General features: G+C 72.4%; 10 protein-coding genes. 1 reads left to right on the forward strand and 9 read right to left on the reverse strand.

Translation table 11 applies throughout. The features are described 5' to 3' along the window. Positions 1 to 3: 3 nt before the first annotated feature. Genes egtC through egtA form a run of 3 tightly spaced genes read right to left on the reverse strand, consistent with a single transcriptional unit; the run spans position 4 to position 3,883 of the window. The gene (egtC, locus tag BCD48_RS39155; protein WP_071053413.1) at positions 4 to 930 is read right to left on the reverse strand and encodes an ergothioneine biosynthesis protein EgtC; all 927 of its coding nucleotides are present in this window, start codon (positions 928 to 930) and stop codon (positions 4 to 6) included. Between the two features lie 2 nt (positions 931 to 932). Further along, a complete protein-coding gene (gene egtB / locus BCD48_RS39160; RefSeq protein ID WP_071053414.1) occupies positions 933 to 2,381 on the reverse strand; it encodes an ergothioneine biosynthesis protein EgtB in 1,449 nt (482 codons plus the stop codon). Beyond that, positions 2,378 to 3,883, reverse strand: coding sequence for an ergothioneine biosynthesis glutamate--cysteine ligase EgtA (egtA, locus tag BCD48_RS39165; RefSeq protein ID WP_083419890.1), 1,506 nt, complete (start codon positions 3,881 to 3,883; stop codon positions 2,378 to 2,380). Before egtA ends, egtB begins: the two co-directional genes overlap by 4 nt. Positions 3,884 to 4,922: 1,039 nt before the next feature. Between egtA and BCD48_RS39170 the strand changes: the two genes are divergently transcribed. Next, complete coding sequence (locus BCD48_RS39170) at positions 4,923 to 5,723, forward strand: nuclease-related domain-containing protein (protein WP_071053415.1); 801 nt, start codon at positions 4,923 to 4,925, stop codon at positions 5,721 to 5,723. 132 nt (positions 5,724 to 5,855) lie between these two features. On the opposite strand, the gene BCD48_RS39175 is transcribed toward BCD48_RS39170, so the two are convergent. The 6 genes from BCD48_RS39175 to BCD48_RS39195 all read right to left on the reverse strand — a co-directional run bounded on the left by BCD48_RS39175 (position 5,856) and on the right by BCD48_RS39195 (position 13,603). Then, entirely contained in the window at positions 5,856 to 7,919 is a 2,064-nt protein-coding gene (locus BCD48_RS39175; RefSeq protein WP_083419875.1) for a putative type IV secretion/conjugal transfer ATPase, read from the reverse strand. After that, positions 7,916 to 9,418, reverse strand: a complete 1,503-nt coding sequence (locus BCD48_RS39180) for an SCO6880 family protein (RefSeq protein WP_071053416.1) — start codon at positions 9,416 to 9,418, stop codon at positions 7,916 to 7,918. The genes BCD48_RS39175 and BCD48_RS39180 overlap by 4 nt, the downstream gene beginning before the upstream one ends. A 231-nt stretch (positions 9,419 to 9,649) precedes the next feature. Further along, positions 9,650 to 10,882, reverse strand: a complete 1,233-nt coding sequence (locus BCD48_RS39185; RefSeq protein ID WP_241842334.1) for a hypothetical protein — start codon at positions 10,880 to 10,882, stop codon at positions 9,650 to 9,652. A gap of 122 nt (positions 10,883 to 11,004) precedes the next feature. Further along, a complete protein-coding gene (locus tag BCD48_RS47930; RefSeq protein WP_241842335.1) occupies positions 11,005 to 11,793 on the reverse strand; it encodes a DUF8175 domain-containg protein in 789 nt (262 codons plus the stop codon). 69 nt (positions 11,794 to 11,862) lie between these two features. Further along, entirely contained in the window at positions 11,863 to 12,285 is a 423-nt protein-coding gene (locus BCD48_RS39190) for a DUF6112 family protein (protein WP_071053418.1), read from the reverse strand. Between the two features lie 52 nt (positions 12,286 to 12,337). Continuing rightward, positions 12,338 to 13,603 carry a MinD/ParA family ATP-binding protein gene (locus tag BCD48_RS39195; protein WP_071053419.1) on the reverse strand — a complete coding sequence of 422 codons (1,266 nt, stop codon included), beginning with the start codon at positions 13,601 to 13,603 and terminating at the stop codon, positions 12,338 to 12,340. Between the last annotated feature and the right edge of the window lie 1,092 nt (positions 13,604 to 14,695).

Genomic DNA, 14,695 nt, shown 5'->3' on the forward strand with positions numbered 1-14,695 from the left:
GTCCTACAAGGTCAAATTACTTAGAGTTACTTCGCGTGTGTCGGCTACCAACAAGCGGTGGTTCGGGACTTCGACCCAGACGTCCGGACCAGGGCCGGGCTGCACCGCCGCGTCCGCGACGGCCGATGGAAACGGCGCGCCGCCGGGCGAGGCCGGGAGCTGGAGCATCGCGGTCTCGCGGCCGCGGCTAGAACCGGCGCCGTCCGGGACGCCGACGGCACCGTCCGGGACGTCGACAGTGTCGTCGTCCGGTTCGCTCGCCACCAGTACCCCCGTGGGGCCGAGCCGGTACCAGAGCGTCTCGTTCCAGGTGGTACCGACGATCTGGTGGCCGTCGGTGACGAGCACGTTGAGCCTGGTCGGTGGTGCCTGGCCATCCGCGTCCCTGGCCGCCTCGCGGGTGGCCGCCTTGGCGCCCACCGTCGTGACCACTTCGGCGACCGCCTCCGCCAGCTCCGCCCCGGCGAGGGCTCGCTCCCAGACCAGCGCCGCGAGCAGGGCCGAGTCGCAGCGTGAGTCCGGCGTCGGCGCGTCCGGCCGGCCCGCGAGCAGCGCGGTCAGGATGCCGGTGTCGACGCGGCCGTTGTGGCTGAGTAGCAACGACCCGTGGGCGAAGGGCGCCGTCGCGCTCTCCTCGATCGGCATGCCCACCGTCGCATCGCGCACCGCGGCCAGGACGCAGCCCGACGCCACGGCGCCGGCGAACGACGCGAACGACGCATCGGTCCACATCGGCACGGCCCGCCGGTAGCGGGCCGGCTCGGGCCGAACCGCCGGCGCATACCAGCCGACGCCGAACCCGTCGGCGTTGATCCGCCCGTGCCGCTGACGCCGCGGCGCCCACGACTGGCGCATCAACCCGAACCGCGGATCGACGACCACGTCGGCCAGAGTCCGCTCGGTCCCCAGCCAGGCGAGGTGTCTGCACATGCCTAGGCGCCCGTCCTGGCGAGGCGGAAACCGGCGAAGATCTGCCGCCTGATCGGGTGGTCCCAGTTGCGGAACGTCGCGCGTACCGCGCTGGGATCGGTCGCCCACGAACCGCCGCGCAGCACCTTGTACCCATGGAACTCCCGCTCGATCCCGCCACCGCCACCGGCGCCGGTGACGCCCTGGCTGGTGCCGGCGCCCGAGGCGCCTGCGGGCGGCCGGAAGAAGACCTCGCTGTACTCCCGGTATGGGAAGGCGGCAAAGCCCGGATACGCCGCGAAGTCGGACGAGGTCCACTCCCACACGTCGCCGATGAGCTGCTCGGCGCCGCAGGGGCTCGCGCCGGCCGGATACGCGCCGAGCGGTGCCGGCCGCGCCGACCGGTGGCCGAGGTTCGCGTGTTCCGGCGCCGGCGCCTGGTCGCCCCAGGGGAAGCGGCGCGAGCGGCCGGTGGCGGGGTCGAACGCGCAGGCCTTCTCCCATTCGGCCTCGGTCGGCAGCCGCCGCCCGGCCCAGCGGGCGTGTGCCTGCGCCTCGTACCAGCAGACATGCTGCACCGGCTCGTCCAGCGGAAGCGGCTCGTCCCGGCCGAAGCGGCGTCGCAGCCAGCCGCCCGCGCCGTCGCGCCGCCAGAAGAGCGGCGCCGTCAGCCCTTCGCGGCACCGCCATGCCCAGCCGGCCGGAGACCAGAGCCGTTCGTCGTCGTAGCCGCCGTCCTCGAGGAACGCCAGATGTGCCCGGTTCGACACCGGCAGCCGGCCAATCCAGAAGTCGGGCAGCGTGACTCGGTGGGCCGGGCGCTCGTTGTCGTAGGCCAAGGGGTCGGCGCTCGTGCCCATCACGAACTCGCCGGCGGGAACCAGCACCTCGTCGCCGCCGGGTACCGGCCGGCCGGGCGGCGGGGGTGCGCCCTCGTCGACCACGGGCGCGCCGGCGCGTAGCTGCAGCGTGGCGAGCATCGTCTCGTCGTGCTGGTGCTCGTGTTGGACGACCATCCCGTAGACGAAGCCGCCGGCGAACAGCGTGCCTGCCCGGTCGCGAGTGGGCTGGCCGGGGGCGACGGCCGGCGGGGCTGGCGCGACGTCCGGCGGGGCGAGAGCGCCCCGTGCGTCGAGCGTGCCGAGGGTGTCGAGGGCGCGGGCGCGGACGTCGGCGAGATAGGCGCGGGCCTGTGCCGGGGAGAGCAGCGGCAGCGCGGGCCGGTCGGTCCGCGGATGGCGGAAGGCGTCGTAGAGGTCGTCGATGCCGGGCAGCATCGGGTCGGCTCCGGTGAGCGCCCGTACCAGCCACAGTTCCTCGTAGTTGCCGACATGAGCCAGGTCCCATACCAGCGGGGACATCAGCGGCGAATGCTGCCGCAGCAACTCGTCGTCGTCGAGGTCGGTGTAGGCGAGCGTCCGGCGACGGCTGCCGTCCAGCGCCGCGGCCCAGCCGGCTGTCATCACGGTCATCGGGTCTCCTCGCGCAACAGGCCGGCCGGGCCGACCTGGGTGAAGCGTTCGGCCAGGTGGTCGGCCGGCGTGCGGCCACGGGCCGGGTAGTCGTCCCGGAATCTCGCGACGGCGGCGCACAGGTCGCTGCCCGCGCCGAGGCGGCCGAGAGCGTCGAGCGCGAGGTCCATGCAGGTCAGCGCCGCGGTACGCAGTGTGTCGTCGGCGAGCCCGTGCACGCTCGCGGTGAGCCACCCTTCATCCGCGTCGCAGCACGCGGACGCCGCGCCCGCGGCGGCGACCGGGTCGTCGAGCAGCGCGGCGGTGACCGCGACCGGCACCATCCACAGGTCGAACGGCTGCGCGTCGAGGTAGCGGATCTCCAGCCAGCCGCGTGGCCGTACCGGAGGGAACACCGTCGTCGCGTGCAGCACCAGGTCGTCGAGCATGGGCGGGCGGCCTATCGGCCCGGCGCCGCGCAGCCAGTCGCCGAATGTGGACCCGTCGCGCACCGACACCAGCCGCGCATCGCCGTGGCCGTTCGCGTCATGGGGGAGGGCGCCACGCGGGCCCGTCTCGTCCGGGTCGCCCGGCCCGGGGCCGTCGGGCGGGGAGTCGCGGACCATCATGAGGCGGGCCGCGAGCAGGTATTCGGCCCAGTGGCACGCCACGTCGGCCGCCGCCACCTGCGCGGGGCCAACCGGCCGGGTCCTGGTCGGGTCGAGCGACTCCCAGACCTGCGCCCTGGCCGAGCGCAGCCCGGTGAGCGCGCCGAGCCGGGCGGGAGAGGCCGCGAACATCGCGGTCAGCACCGGCCGCAGCTGATGGGCGAGCCGCCAGCGCCGGGCGACGTCCAGCGAGTCGTGGCCGGCGTCCAGGTTGACCTGCACCGACGCGCTGGAGCACATCATGACCTCACCGGCCTCTTGGCCGTTCGCCGTCCAGTAGCCCGCCATAGCGGCGTAGCGATCGGCGAGCCAGCGTACAGGCGGGCGAACCGGGTCGAGCCCCATACCGGCAAGGCCCAGGCCGGCGTCGGCGAGCGCCGCACGCACGTCCGCGAGGTCGTCCGCCAGCCGGCTGACCGCCAGTGGCAGCGGCGCCGGGGGGCCCGACAGCTCCAGCTGGCCGCCCGGCTCGAAGGTGATCCGGCTGCCCTCGGCCAGCGCCGCTCCCGTGGGTTCGGTGGCCGAGGCGTCCCCGCCGACGGTGCCGGAAGCCGAAGCGGCTCGGGCGGTCGGATCCTGCCGGCTGGCTTTGGCGGGGCGTCCGATGAGCGCGGCGAGGGCCGCCCGGGTGCTCTCCGGCGGCACCGACCTGTCGCTTGCCGCCCGGTCCACCACCAGCCACTCGGTCTCGATCCCGACGGTGCGCGAGCCGGGGCATGTCGGCAGGCAGCTGGCCGCGTAGCGCAGCACGTCGTCCGCGGTCAGCCCCGCGCGTGCGCGGCTCCGCCGGCTCGCGGCGACCGGAACAACATCCGCCCGCACGGCGTCGGGCGCCGCTGGTGCCGACTCGGACACGGCCGGCTGGCGCGGCTCCGACGCCGTCACAGAGGCCGAGGGCGCGGTGGGGGGCGCGGTGGGGAGCGAGGAGAACCTGGGCGCGAAACGCCCGTTGGACCCAGATGGCGACGCCGTCGGCGGTCGGGGCGCTCCCGGTGATCGCGGAGCCTCTGGCGATCGTGAGCCCCGTGATGGCGGTGGAGTGCCGGGAAACTGAGACACGGACGGTGACGAGGTCGGACGTGGTGCCATCGAATCCTCCCGGGATCGCCCTACCGGCCCGCGCACGCCGCGGACGGGAGCCGGCGTCAGCTCCCGCGGCCGCCTTCCGACTGGACGTCGCTTCCGCGGGCCGTGATCGGGCTGGGCCGCCCGCCGATTTCCAGGTACCCAGGCCAGCGTGCGGCCCAGTCACCCGACGCGTCGATACACCCCGAGCGTGGCGGATAAACCGGTAGACCGCGACATTCGGCTGAAGGTGACCGGGCGAGCCCAGGGGGTCAGGCATGGGCAACCATCTCCCAGTGTGCCGTCTGTGGTGTCATTGCTTTACCGTGTGATTCTGCGGAGGAACGCAGACCAGGCGGAAGTGTGGGGAAGGCGTCATCTGGGGGCGGGTCAGGGCAGTGCCGAGTTGGCCGGGCCGGGCTCGCGCTCAGGTCAGACGCGGCCGCGTGGCTACCAGTAGCAGCGGCCAGGGATTCCGCTGGTCCACCTCCGGCCTTCGCCGGCGCCCAACCCGCGGGACCACGCGGACCAGGCGGATCTCGGACCTCTCAGCAGACCTGCCAACAGACCCGCCGGACCGGCTTCCCGACCTGCCCGATCGCCGACCTCCCAGATCGGCTCCCAGACCTGCCCGATCGGCTTCGCCAATCGGGCAGGGACCCCGGACCCGGCGGGGACCCTGTCGCCAGTCGGGCAGGGACCTCGGATCCGGCGGAAACCCGGGGCGACACCGGTCTCGCGGGAATCCCAGGCTCCACCGATCCGGCAGGAACTCTGGGGAGGGCGGTTGACACGAAGCGGGAACCGGGCAGCTCCTGGACGTTCGGCCATGGCGGAGTACCAGCGGCGCCGGGCCCTTTACGCGGCCGAGCGAGAGGACCGGCGGGTCCGCGCCGCCGTGCTCGCGGGCGTCGCCGCGGCCTGCGCCGTGCTCGCCGTCGTACTGGTCGGGTTCGCCCTCCACCTGTCGGCGGTCACGCTGGTCCGTGCCGGGATCGCCGTCGCGCTGGTGGTCCTCGCGGCCGCCACGGTCCGCTTCTACCGGGTTCCGCCGGAGATCGAGGCCTGGCGGCAGGACGCGGGGGCCGAGCGGCATACCGCCAGAGTGCTCGACCGGCTGACCCGGGCCGGCTACACGGTGCTGCACGACCGGTCGACAGCCGAGTCCGCCGGCAACATCGACCATCTGATCATCGGGCCCTCGGGCGTCTGGGTGGTGGAGACCGACGCGCACCGTGGTCCGGTCCGCGAGAACAGCGCCGGCGTGTGGGTGGGCAAGGCGCCGCTGCGCGCCCGGCTGGGCCTTGTCGCGTGGACCGGCGAACGGGTCAGCGCGGCGCTGCTCGCCGAGCTCCCCGACGGCTGGCAGCTGCAGGCCCAGACCGTGCTGGCGTTCGCCCGCGCAGACGTCCCCGGCGGGCTCGCGCTGGTCGACGGCGTGCTCCTGTTGCCAGCCTCGGGCGTGGCCGAATATGTGCTGTCCGCCGGGGTGGTACTGCGACCACTGGACGTCGCGATGCTCGTCGATGTCGTCGAGCGGGTCCTGCCCGCCTACCAGGTGACCGGCCCGCCGCCAACCTGGTCCGCCCTGTCCAGGCTGCGCGGCCTGCGCCGGCGCGAACGCCTTTAGCGCTTCCAGAGTCCATGGCCTCCGGAGGTGCGAAGGAGAGCATTTTCGCACCTCCTTTGGCCCTCTAGTGCTTCTGGGGTACATGGCCTCCGGGGGTGCGAAGGAGAGCATTTTCGCACCTCCTTTGGCCCTCTAGAAGCCCGGGTAACCAGGCGGGACGCGCACGCCGGTGCCGTCGGGCTCCCCGTCGTCGCGGTAGCCGATGGACACGTCGAACACGTCCTCATCGTCGAGGCGATCGTCCGCGCCGCCGTCCGCGGCGCCGGGAGGCAGGTGATCGAGGCGGCGACCGGCGAAGTCCTCGGGGCCCAGGCCCGGCGGGTCGAGCTCGGCGGGGTCGAGGTCGTCGGGAACGAGGTTGATGTCGTCGACCTCGCCGTGCATCTTCGAGCCGTTGAGCACGACCGGGATCTCCAGATCGCCGACGACGTGCTCGACGTAGAACGCCCGCTGCCCGATCAGCCAGAGCGCGAACCCCGGGTCGAGGCGCGGCAGCAGGTCGGCGGCGACGTCGGTGAGGCCGAGCGCCTGCTGGGTCGCCGCCACCTGGTCGGTCGCCTGCTTGTAGAGGATCCGGGTGGACGTCTCGGCCAGCAGGCCCTTGGCGATCTCCACCGAGTCGGGGGAGGCTGACAGCAGGTCGGAGATCCGGTGCGCCACGATGGCGTTCGCGCAACCCCACTGCCTGGCGAGCTTCTGCTGCGCCGACAGCCGCCGGACGAGCCCGGCGAACCGCATCAGCCGCCAGCACTCGTCATAGACCACGTAGCGCTGCACGCCGTCCTGGCGCATCAGCGCGGCCTCCATCCAGCCCTGCGCGCAGGTCATGATCAGCGCGATCATCTCGTCCGAGCCCTGCACCCGCTCCAGGTTGAGCACGGCGATCGGCCGGTCGAAGTCCAGCGGGGAGGTCGTCGGCCCGTCGAACAGGCCGGACAGCGCCCCGCCCGTGAGCCTGCGCAGGGTGAGGGTCGCGTCCCTGGAAGCGTCGCGCAGCTCGGTGGCCGTCATCGGCAGGCCGACGCAGTCGGCCTCGCTCGGCTCCGTCATCGCGTCCAGTACGTGCCCGAGGAGCGGGGTCGCCCAGCGGTCCGTCGTCGCGCCGGTGATCTGCCGGCTGACGACGTCAAGGGCCAGGTCGACCGCGGTGTGCTCGGCCGGGGTGAGCGGCACACCCTTCGCCGTCTCGATCAGTGAGGCGAGCAGCGACGAACGGGCCCGCTTGACCTCGCGCGCCCAGTCGTGGTCGTGAATACCGCGCGGGCGGGGCGGCGCGTCCAGCGGGTTCAGGCGGGTCGACATGCCCGGGCCGATGTAGGTCGGCTCGCAGCCGAGGCGGCGAGCGAGCCGGGTGTACTCACCCTTCGGGTCGCAGGGCACCGCCGCCTGGTAGCCGAACGCCGCGCCACGCGACATCAGTGTCTTCAGCAGCGACGACTTGCGCGAGCCGACCGCGCCGAAGACGGCGAAGTTCGGGTTCTCGATGACCTGCTGACGGTAGAGCTCGAAGACGTCGAACACGAACGAGTTGCCCGACCAGACGTGCCGGCCGATGTACATGCCCGGAGCGTCCAGACCCGAGTCGACGACGAACGGGTAGATCCCGGCGATCTGTGCCGTCGTCTCCATATGGGCCGGCAGCCGCAGCTTGTGGAACGTCTGGCCGCGGAACGCGCCGGCCAGACGGGGCTGCTGCGCCCCGCGGCGCAGCACCGCCTGCGCACGGCGCGTCGCCGCGCGCTCGGCCCGTTCGGCCGCCGCGGCCGACTTCTCCGCGCGGCGCGCCCCGCGGGCGGACGCGCCATCGTGCCGGCCGGCCCTGCGCCGGCCGCGAGGGTTTCCGCCAAGGTCGACGTAACCGGTCGCGTCACGGCCCGGGTCGTAGCCCGGGCCCCTGACCGGCCCGCCCGGCGCCGCGCCGCCGGGCAGCGGGCCGCCACCGTACTCGTAGCCCTCGTCGGGGTAGCCCTCGTCCCCGGCCTTGTCATAGCCGCCGTCGGCGGCGGACGCCAGCCCGTCGGCCGTTCCCGGCTCGTCGTCGTAGCCGTCGAGATCGTCGTAGCCGCCGCCATACGTCTCGTCGTAGGCGTCGTCGTCGTCAAGCACGCTCGCGCCCTCGGCGACGCCCGCCGGGCTCGAGTGGCCGAGGCCGTCGGTGGTGACCGGCCGGGCCGGGGCCGGCTCGGAGGCCGTCATGACACGCCCACGGCGAGCGGCAGCGCACCCACGTTGAAGCCCTGGTCCTGCTCGCCGACGAGGCGCACCATCTCCAGCCGGCTGCGCGAGGCCAGCGTCTCGGCCTCGCCGCAGGCGTCCGCGAGGCCATCGAGGTCGTCGGCGGAGACCGTCACGAAGCCGTGGAACCGGAAGGCGCCGAAGCCGGCGATCAGTTCCTGCTCGCGTCGCTCCACCTCGTCCGCCTCGGTCATGTCGCGCTGCGTCGTCACCTTGCCGAACTTGTCCCGCATCTCCTGCTCTCCCAGGTGCGTCATCCGGCGCCGGTTCACCGCCCGCTCGGCCTTGCGGCCCGGCAACGGCTCTACCACCAGCGACACGGTCCGCCGGCAGGTCGTCTCCATCAGCAGCGGGGCGAGGAACGCCGCCGGCGACGACACCCGTGGCCAGCCGTTGATCCAGTAAGTGGTGTGGAAACCGGAGTCTGTGCGGTAGTGGTCCCAGGCGGCGACCGCGCGCACGGGACCGGCGACCGCGGGGTCGATCCCCGACGGCAGGCCCTTCAGACCGCCGGCCAGGTCGTTCGTGGCGCCGCCGCGCGCGTCGATCATGTCGACCGAGTACGGGTCGTAGGTGGTGCGGATGACCGCCGCCAGCGCCCGTGGCGGCAGCCAGCCGACCGTGCTGATCTGCGCCCTGGCGAGCGCCGCCTCCATCGTGCGCAGCTCGCCTAGCAGCACCGCGCAGGCCGCCCGGTCGCCGCCGCCGGCCCGCTGGATCGCCCTGCGGGCGTCGCGGGTGCGCAGCTGGAACGACAGGTAGGTCTCGTGGCGCTGGGCCACCGGGCCGGCCGCGTCGATGATCTCCTGGTAAGCCTCCGCCGCCCAGGAGTCGTCGTGGTGGCCCCGTACCCGCCAGTGCCGCTGCAGCGCGTCGCCCGAATCCGGCAGCGTCCGCTCCAGCCACTGGATGCGCGCGAGCCGGCCGCCGCCGGAGGTGAGCCCGGCGAGCAGCTCGCCCCAGGCGTCCACCCTGGCCTGCTGGTCGCCGGATTCCAGCAGCGCGAACTGGCTGCCCTGGACCTGCAGGACGGCGGTGTAGGTCTGTTTCTTGGTGTCCTTGACGACGGCGACGTAGCGTCCGTTGCCCACCGGCACCGACAGCATGACCAGGCTGGAAAGCGGGCCTGGCAGAACGGTCCTGGTGATCTGGTCCTCGTCCGGCCCGAGCCGGAACACTCCCCCGCGGAACAACGTCTCGCCCGTCACCTTCTGCATCGTGTAGCCGAACAGAATCGGCACCCACTGATCGAGGTTACGGTCCTCGACCCGGACGAACGCGATGAAGCCCAGGGCCACCGCGACCAGCACCCAGGCCGGTGCGAGCAGCAACGGCGAGCGCAGCGCGCCGAGCACGCAGACCATCACCCCGACCATCAGGCCGAGCTGCGGCCAGCGCAGGCCGAGCAGGATCCCACCCCGTTCGAGCGGGCCGAACCGATAGCTGCGTTCCGCGACCATGACCCCTGTCTTTACTCCAACGCGACGTCTCTATTCCAACGTGATCACGGGAAAATATCTCTGCTAGAACAACAGTGGCCCGTGGCCGTTCAGCTCTCCTGGGTCATCGGGTCGCGGCCGTGCCCCGGCAGCCTGTCACGCCGGCAGCCGGCCGACCGGCCGCTGCCAGGCGGACGCCCGCCTGGTAGCGGCCGGCGGACTGGCATCCAGAACGGCCGGCGGGCCAGCCGCTCAACCGCCACGCGTGGAGCCGCCGGGGACTCTGGCCCGTGCGGGCTGCGTCACCGGGCGCGCGGCGCCCGCACTGTGTGACGTGCTGGTGGCCGGTGCCGTTGTGCGCGCCGCGCCCACCCGGGGCTGTGCCGGTGGCAGCGCCGCGGCCGCCGTGCGGGCGCGGCCCCGGACGGCGCTGGTGCCGGCGCCGACACCAGCGGCGCTACCCGCGGCCGAGGCGATGGCCGGGCGTCCCACCCGCGGACCGGCGGCCACGCCGGGCCGCGCGGCGCCGGGCCGCGAGCCGGGACGGGCCGGTCGGACCGACGGCTGGCCGAGACCGCCGGTAGCGGAGGTGCCGGCACCGGCCGGCAGCGCCGCACCCGCACCGCCGAGCATGCCGCGATTGCGGGTCTGCATCCGGGCGCCGATGCCGCGGAAGGTGTCTCGGGATGTGGAGCCGAGCAGCGCGCCCGCGCCCTGGCCGAAGGACGCCATGCTGCGCCGGCCGGCGCTGCCGACCGCGCGCATCAGCTGAACGTCGGCAAACCCGAACAACTGCAGCAACAGGAACGGCGAGAACACCGCGGCGATCATCACGACTACGCCGCTGAGGATGTTCAGCGTCTGATCGGCCGCCGAGCCCGTGCTCTCGCTGGCCATCCCGGCGCCGAGCGTGAAGATCGCGTAGATCACCGGCTTGGCGAACACGAGCGCGACAAGGATCTCGGTGGCCCGTTTCATCCAGGCACTGGTCGACATCGCGGACTGCCCGGCGAGGTAGATCGGGATGAACACCGCCATGGCGATGATCACGACTTTCCGGATGTAAAGCACCACGAAGAGCGCGAACGAGAACAGCGCGACCAGCAGCGAGAGCACCATGTCGAGCGCGAAGTTGCCCTGTTCCGGCAACGCCCGCAGCTGGCTGACGAGACTCGCGCCCAAGGGCTGTCCATCGCCGAACGCGTCGGCGACACCGTCGGACGCGGTGAGCACCATCTGCAGCAGGGTCAGCGCGACGAACGAGCCGAGAATCGCCGTGCCGGTGGACGCGAGTGCCCGCGCGAAGATGTGCGGGTCGCCGCGGACCGCGCCGACGACGCACGAGCACAGGAACAGGCCGGTCACGATCAGGATCGAGACCCCGAAGACGATGTTGTAGTTCTCGACCACGTAGTCGGCCCGCAGGTCGACGGCCGTCTTCTGCGACGCGAAGCTGAACACCGACGACGACAGATCCGCCGCCATGTTGCAGAACGCCGTACCAACAGAATTGAGAAAACTATCCGCCGTGCCGGAGACTGCATCCTTAAATGGACCGAACGGATCGAACCCAATGGCGAGGGTTTGTGACTCTGACGGGCTCATAGTCATGTCGAAGGACCCCCGATGTAAGAAAACCGTCGGAAATTTTCGCCCGGCCTTTGGGTAATTGTTGGACCTCCCGGACCGTCAACGGCCGCTGAGAGCCTCCAATCCCCGTTCTCCCAGCGCACGGTGCAGTCGTCAGAGCCCCAAAATTCTTGTGGCGCGCTCGCCTGATCAGCGTTGCCGTATATTCCAATCCCGCCGACCGACCAGATGGATATTGTTGCGGAATCGCGCGAGGACGTCTTGGTGCTAAATCCAACTACCCGAAGATTGAAATTCAAACTGGGGTCGGTAATCGAGTTCGCGCCCGCAGCTTTTATGTTGTCTTGATCTGATTTAATTATGCGATCGCTCACTTGTTTTCCAGTGTCGCCTGTTGCAATCGAGTTCAACACTGGTCGGATGCGCGAGGGCTCACGGTTGCGCACATCGCTGTACGCCGAGACGTAGTTGCCGCAGGCGCTGATGGCGCCGGCCTCGGTGTGGGGATAGCCGACTGGGATACCGAACTCGTTGACTCGGCTCGGCGTGCCTGGCAGGGCGCCGGCCGGTTCAGCGGTATGGTCCACGCCGGCAGAGGTCGGCGACGGCACCACGGCCACGGTGGCCGTGGCGGGTGGCAGGGAGGCGGGACGGGTGCTGGCTCCCAAGGGCTGGTGGTTGTCGCCCGGCGTCGAGTGCCGGCCGAGAAGCACCCCCACCGGGAGCGCGACGGCGGTCGTCAGAACCATCGTCGCGACAATCACCAGGGCCAGTCGCCTGGTTGCCCACTCAGTGACGTCGGCCAACGCACACTCCCCCTCCCCATCGGCAGGGCCATCATCCCAATACCGGCCCGCCGGTACCTGGAGAACATCTCAGGAGTATGCGGAAGGTTCGCCGTGGACCACGGTGGCGCTGTCCACCACCTGGACGACGGCCGGCGGGCGCTGGCCGTCGGTGCTCCCAGTCTGAGGAGTCCCGGCGGAGGCCGAGCTGCCGGTCGCGAGGAAGAAGTTGACCAGCACCGCGGCGATGCCGACGAGGAATGCCAGCCCACAGCCGGCGAGCACCCCGCTCTTGCCGACGGACGAGGCCCGGTCCAGGCCCATCCGGTCACCAAGCGCCCAGGCGATGCCGCCGAGCAGAATCGAGGCGACCGCCGCGATGGCCGCATAGGCCGCGAGGCCGTTGACCAGGTCTTTCAGGGCGTTGATGCCGGGCGCCTTCGTCGGATCCGGCGAGACTTGAACCGCCACGAGCAGCACTGCCGCCCGCGCGGACGCGGCTTCGGCGATCATCAAGGGTCCTTCCTGCGGGCACTGCGCCCCAATGGACCGCAGGTCTGGCGAATCATACGACGGGCGTCCGCAGCGTTTCCGGAGTGCTCCCCCGAGTCGCGTCGTGGGTCGTTGCGCCCGCCTTGGTTGATTCCTCGGCCGCCAGTCTGACTAGCCGTTCGACCACCGCGGCCCCGAGATGCAGGTAAGACCGCCGGGTGCTGGCGCGCAGCCGGGGAATGCGTACCGGCGCACGCCGGCTCGGGTCGAGCCGGCTCTCGTAGGGGATCCGGACCAGAGTGTCCACATGCCTGGTCAGCCGGCCGGCGGCTGCTCTGGTGCGCGGCGACCAGCGGCCCCGCCGCGGCGAGACCACCGCGACGATCACTGGAGGCCTCCGCCCCTGCGCGTCGACCGGGAGCAGCGGCGCCGCGGGGTCGCGCAGCGCCGCCGCGGTCCGGTCAAGGTCGGCCGGCGCCGCGAGGCTCACGACGACGATCAGGTCGCTCGCCCGCAGCGCCGTCGGGGAGAGCGGCGCCTCGACGGGCGCGTCCACCAGCACCAGTGGGTAGGCGCGGGTGAGGTGGCTGAGAGCGGTCCGCAGCATCCCCGGTGTGACGGTGTCGTCCGCGGGGACCACCACGCCGGGGCCGCCACTGGTGGCCCCCTCGCCGCGGCAGAGCGGCACGACCTCGAGCTCGGGGGTGCCGGGCCGGGCCGGGTCGCCGATCAGCTCGCGCAGGGCGCCGGACGCGCCGCCCCGGCGGCGGGCGATGTCGGCCACGGTGACGTCGCCGGGGAGCCCCACCCGGGAGCACAACGGGTCGCCGCGTGGCTCGTCCGGGTCCTCGTCCGGCCAGGTCCGTGGGCGCAGGTCCACGGCGAGTACCGATTCGCCGCGCGCCCCGGTGAGCACCAGGCCGAGGATGCCCACCAGCGTGGTCGCACCGGAGTAGGGGAACGCGGATGTGACCCCGATCCGCCACGACCCCGGCAGCTCGGCGGCGGCCCGGTCGGCCAGCGACTCGCGCAGCGGGATCTCGTCCCACGGCGCGGAACCGTAATCGTCGCCGTAGTAGTCCTCGTCCCGGTCCCAGGCGTCGTCCGCGGGCACGGCGGGCGGCAGGCCGCCCGAGGGCCGGCGGGCGGCGGCCGACCGGTCGGGGACGGCGGGCAGTCGCCCGCCCGCGGGGCTGCCCGTCGGCTCGCCGGGCCGGGCGGACCTCGCCTCGGCGCCGCTCGGAACCGCTGCCGCCTCGCCCGTGCCGCCTGCCTGGGGCGGCGCGGTGGGCCGTGGCTTGGCCGTGGGCGGCTGGGCCGCCGGCCGGCCACTGGCCATCGGCGGCGCCGACGGTGCTGGCGGTGCTGGACGCGAGAACGTGGGCGCTTCGGAGGGCGGCGGCATCGAGGGCGGCGGCGTGACTACTGGCCGATGCCTGGGCGGCACCTTCCAGTCGTCTGGGGCTGGTTCCGCCGGTTCCGAGTCGCGTGGCGCGGCCACGTACGGGGTTGCCGGCAGCCAGCTTGTGCGCGCCCGAGGCGGCTCCTCGGTTGGCTCCGGCCTCGACCGCCTCGTCCCGGCGCCCGCCGGGGCGACCGTGGGCGGAGGCGCCATCGGCGGCGGGACCGGCTGGGTCGTCATGTCCGAGGGAGCGGGCTCCGATAGCCCCGGTTCCCGCCATGCCGCGCTCGGGGGCAGGGGGACCGTCGGGCGGTCGTCGAGGTGGAACGCCTCGTCGCCGTGAGGCGAGGCCGGTTCCGGGGGGCTACCAGCTCGGCCGCGCCGGTGGCGGCGCCGGCCAGACCGGGAGGGGTGCGACGCGCTCGGGTCGTTGGCGTCACCGTGACGTAGATCACTTTTGCCCTCGCCGGCCGGTGGGGTCGTCGCGGAGAACTGTGCGCCGATGAGGGATACCGGTCGCGCGTCGCCTTCCTCGCCGTACGGTGTCGGTGGCACATCGCTCACGTGCCGTCGCCCTCCTGGCTGGTTCAGGCTCGTTGGCCCCGGTTGATGTTACTTACTGTTACTTGATTCGGATCACCGTCGAATCGAGGTAACCCGAGACGCTGAAGTATGACAAGCTCTGACAGAGCCTAACCATGGTTACCTAGGGTGGTGTACCGTCCGTAGCCGGTATTCGAGCCCGGAGTCGTCCGGGTAGACGGCGCATGGATGCGCCACCGTCGGCGACGAGGCCGGCGACCTCCTCTCCAGCGCGGCGGCCGAAGGAGGCGCGATCGTGCTCGTCACGGCACACGCTGCCCGAGGCGCCAGCGGAACTTGCCACCGTGACACCTTGGACGGCCCTCGGGAGCGCGAGGCTTCGCCATTGTCACGCACCCTTTGGCCTCTGACACCTGGACGGCCGCCGGGTGCGCGAGGCTTCGCCATCGTCGCGCACCCTTTGGCCTCTGACACCTGGACGGCCGC

The organism is Pseudofrankia coriaricola (genome assembly GCF_001854805.1).
In the GTDB taxonomy this organism is placed as follows: domain Bacteria; phylum Actinomycetota; class Actinomycetes; order Frankiales; family Frankiaceae; genus Pseudofrankia.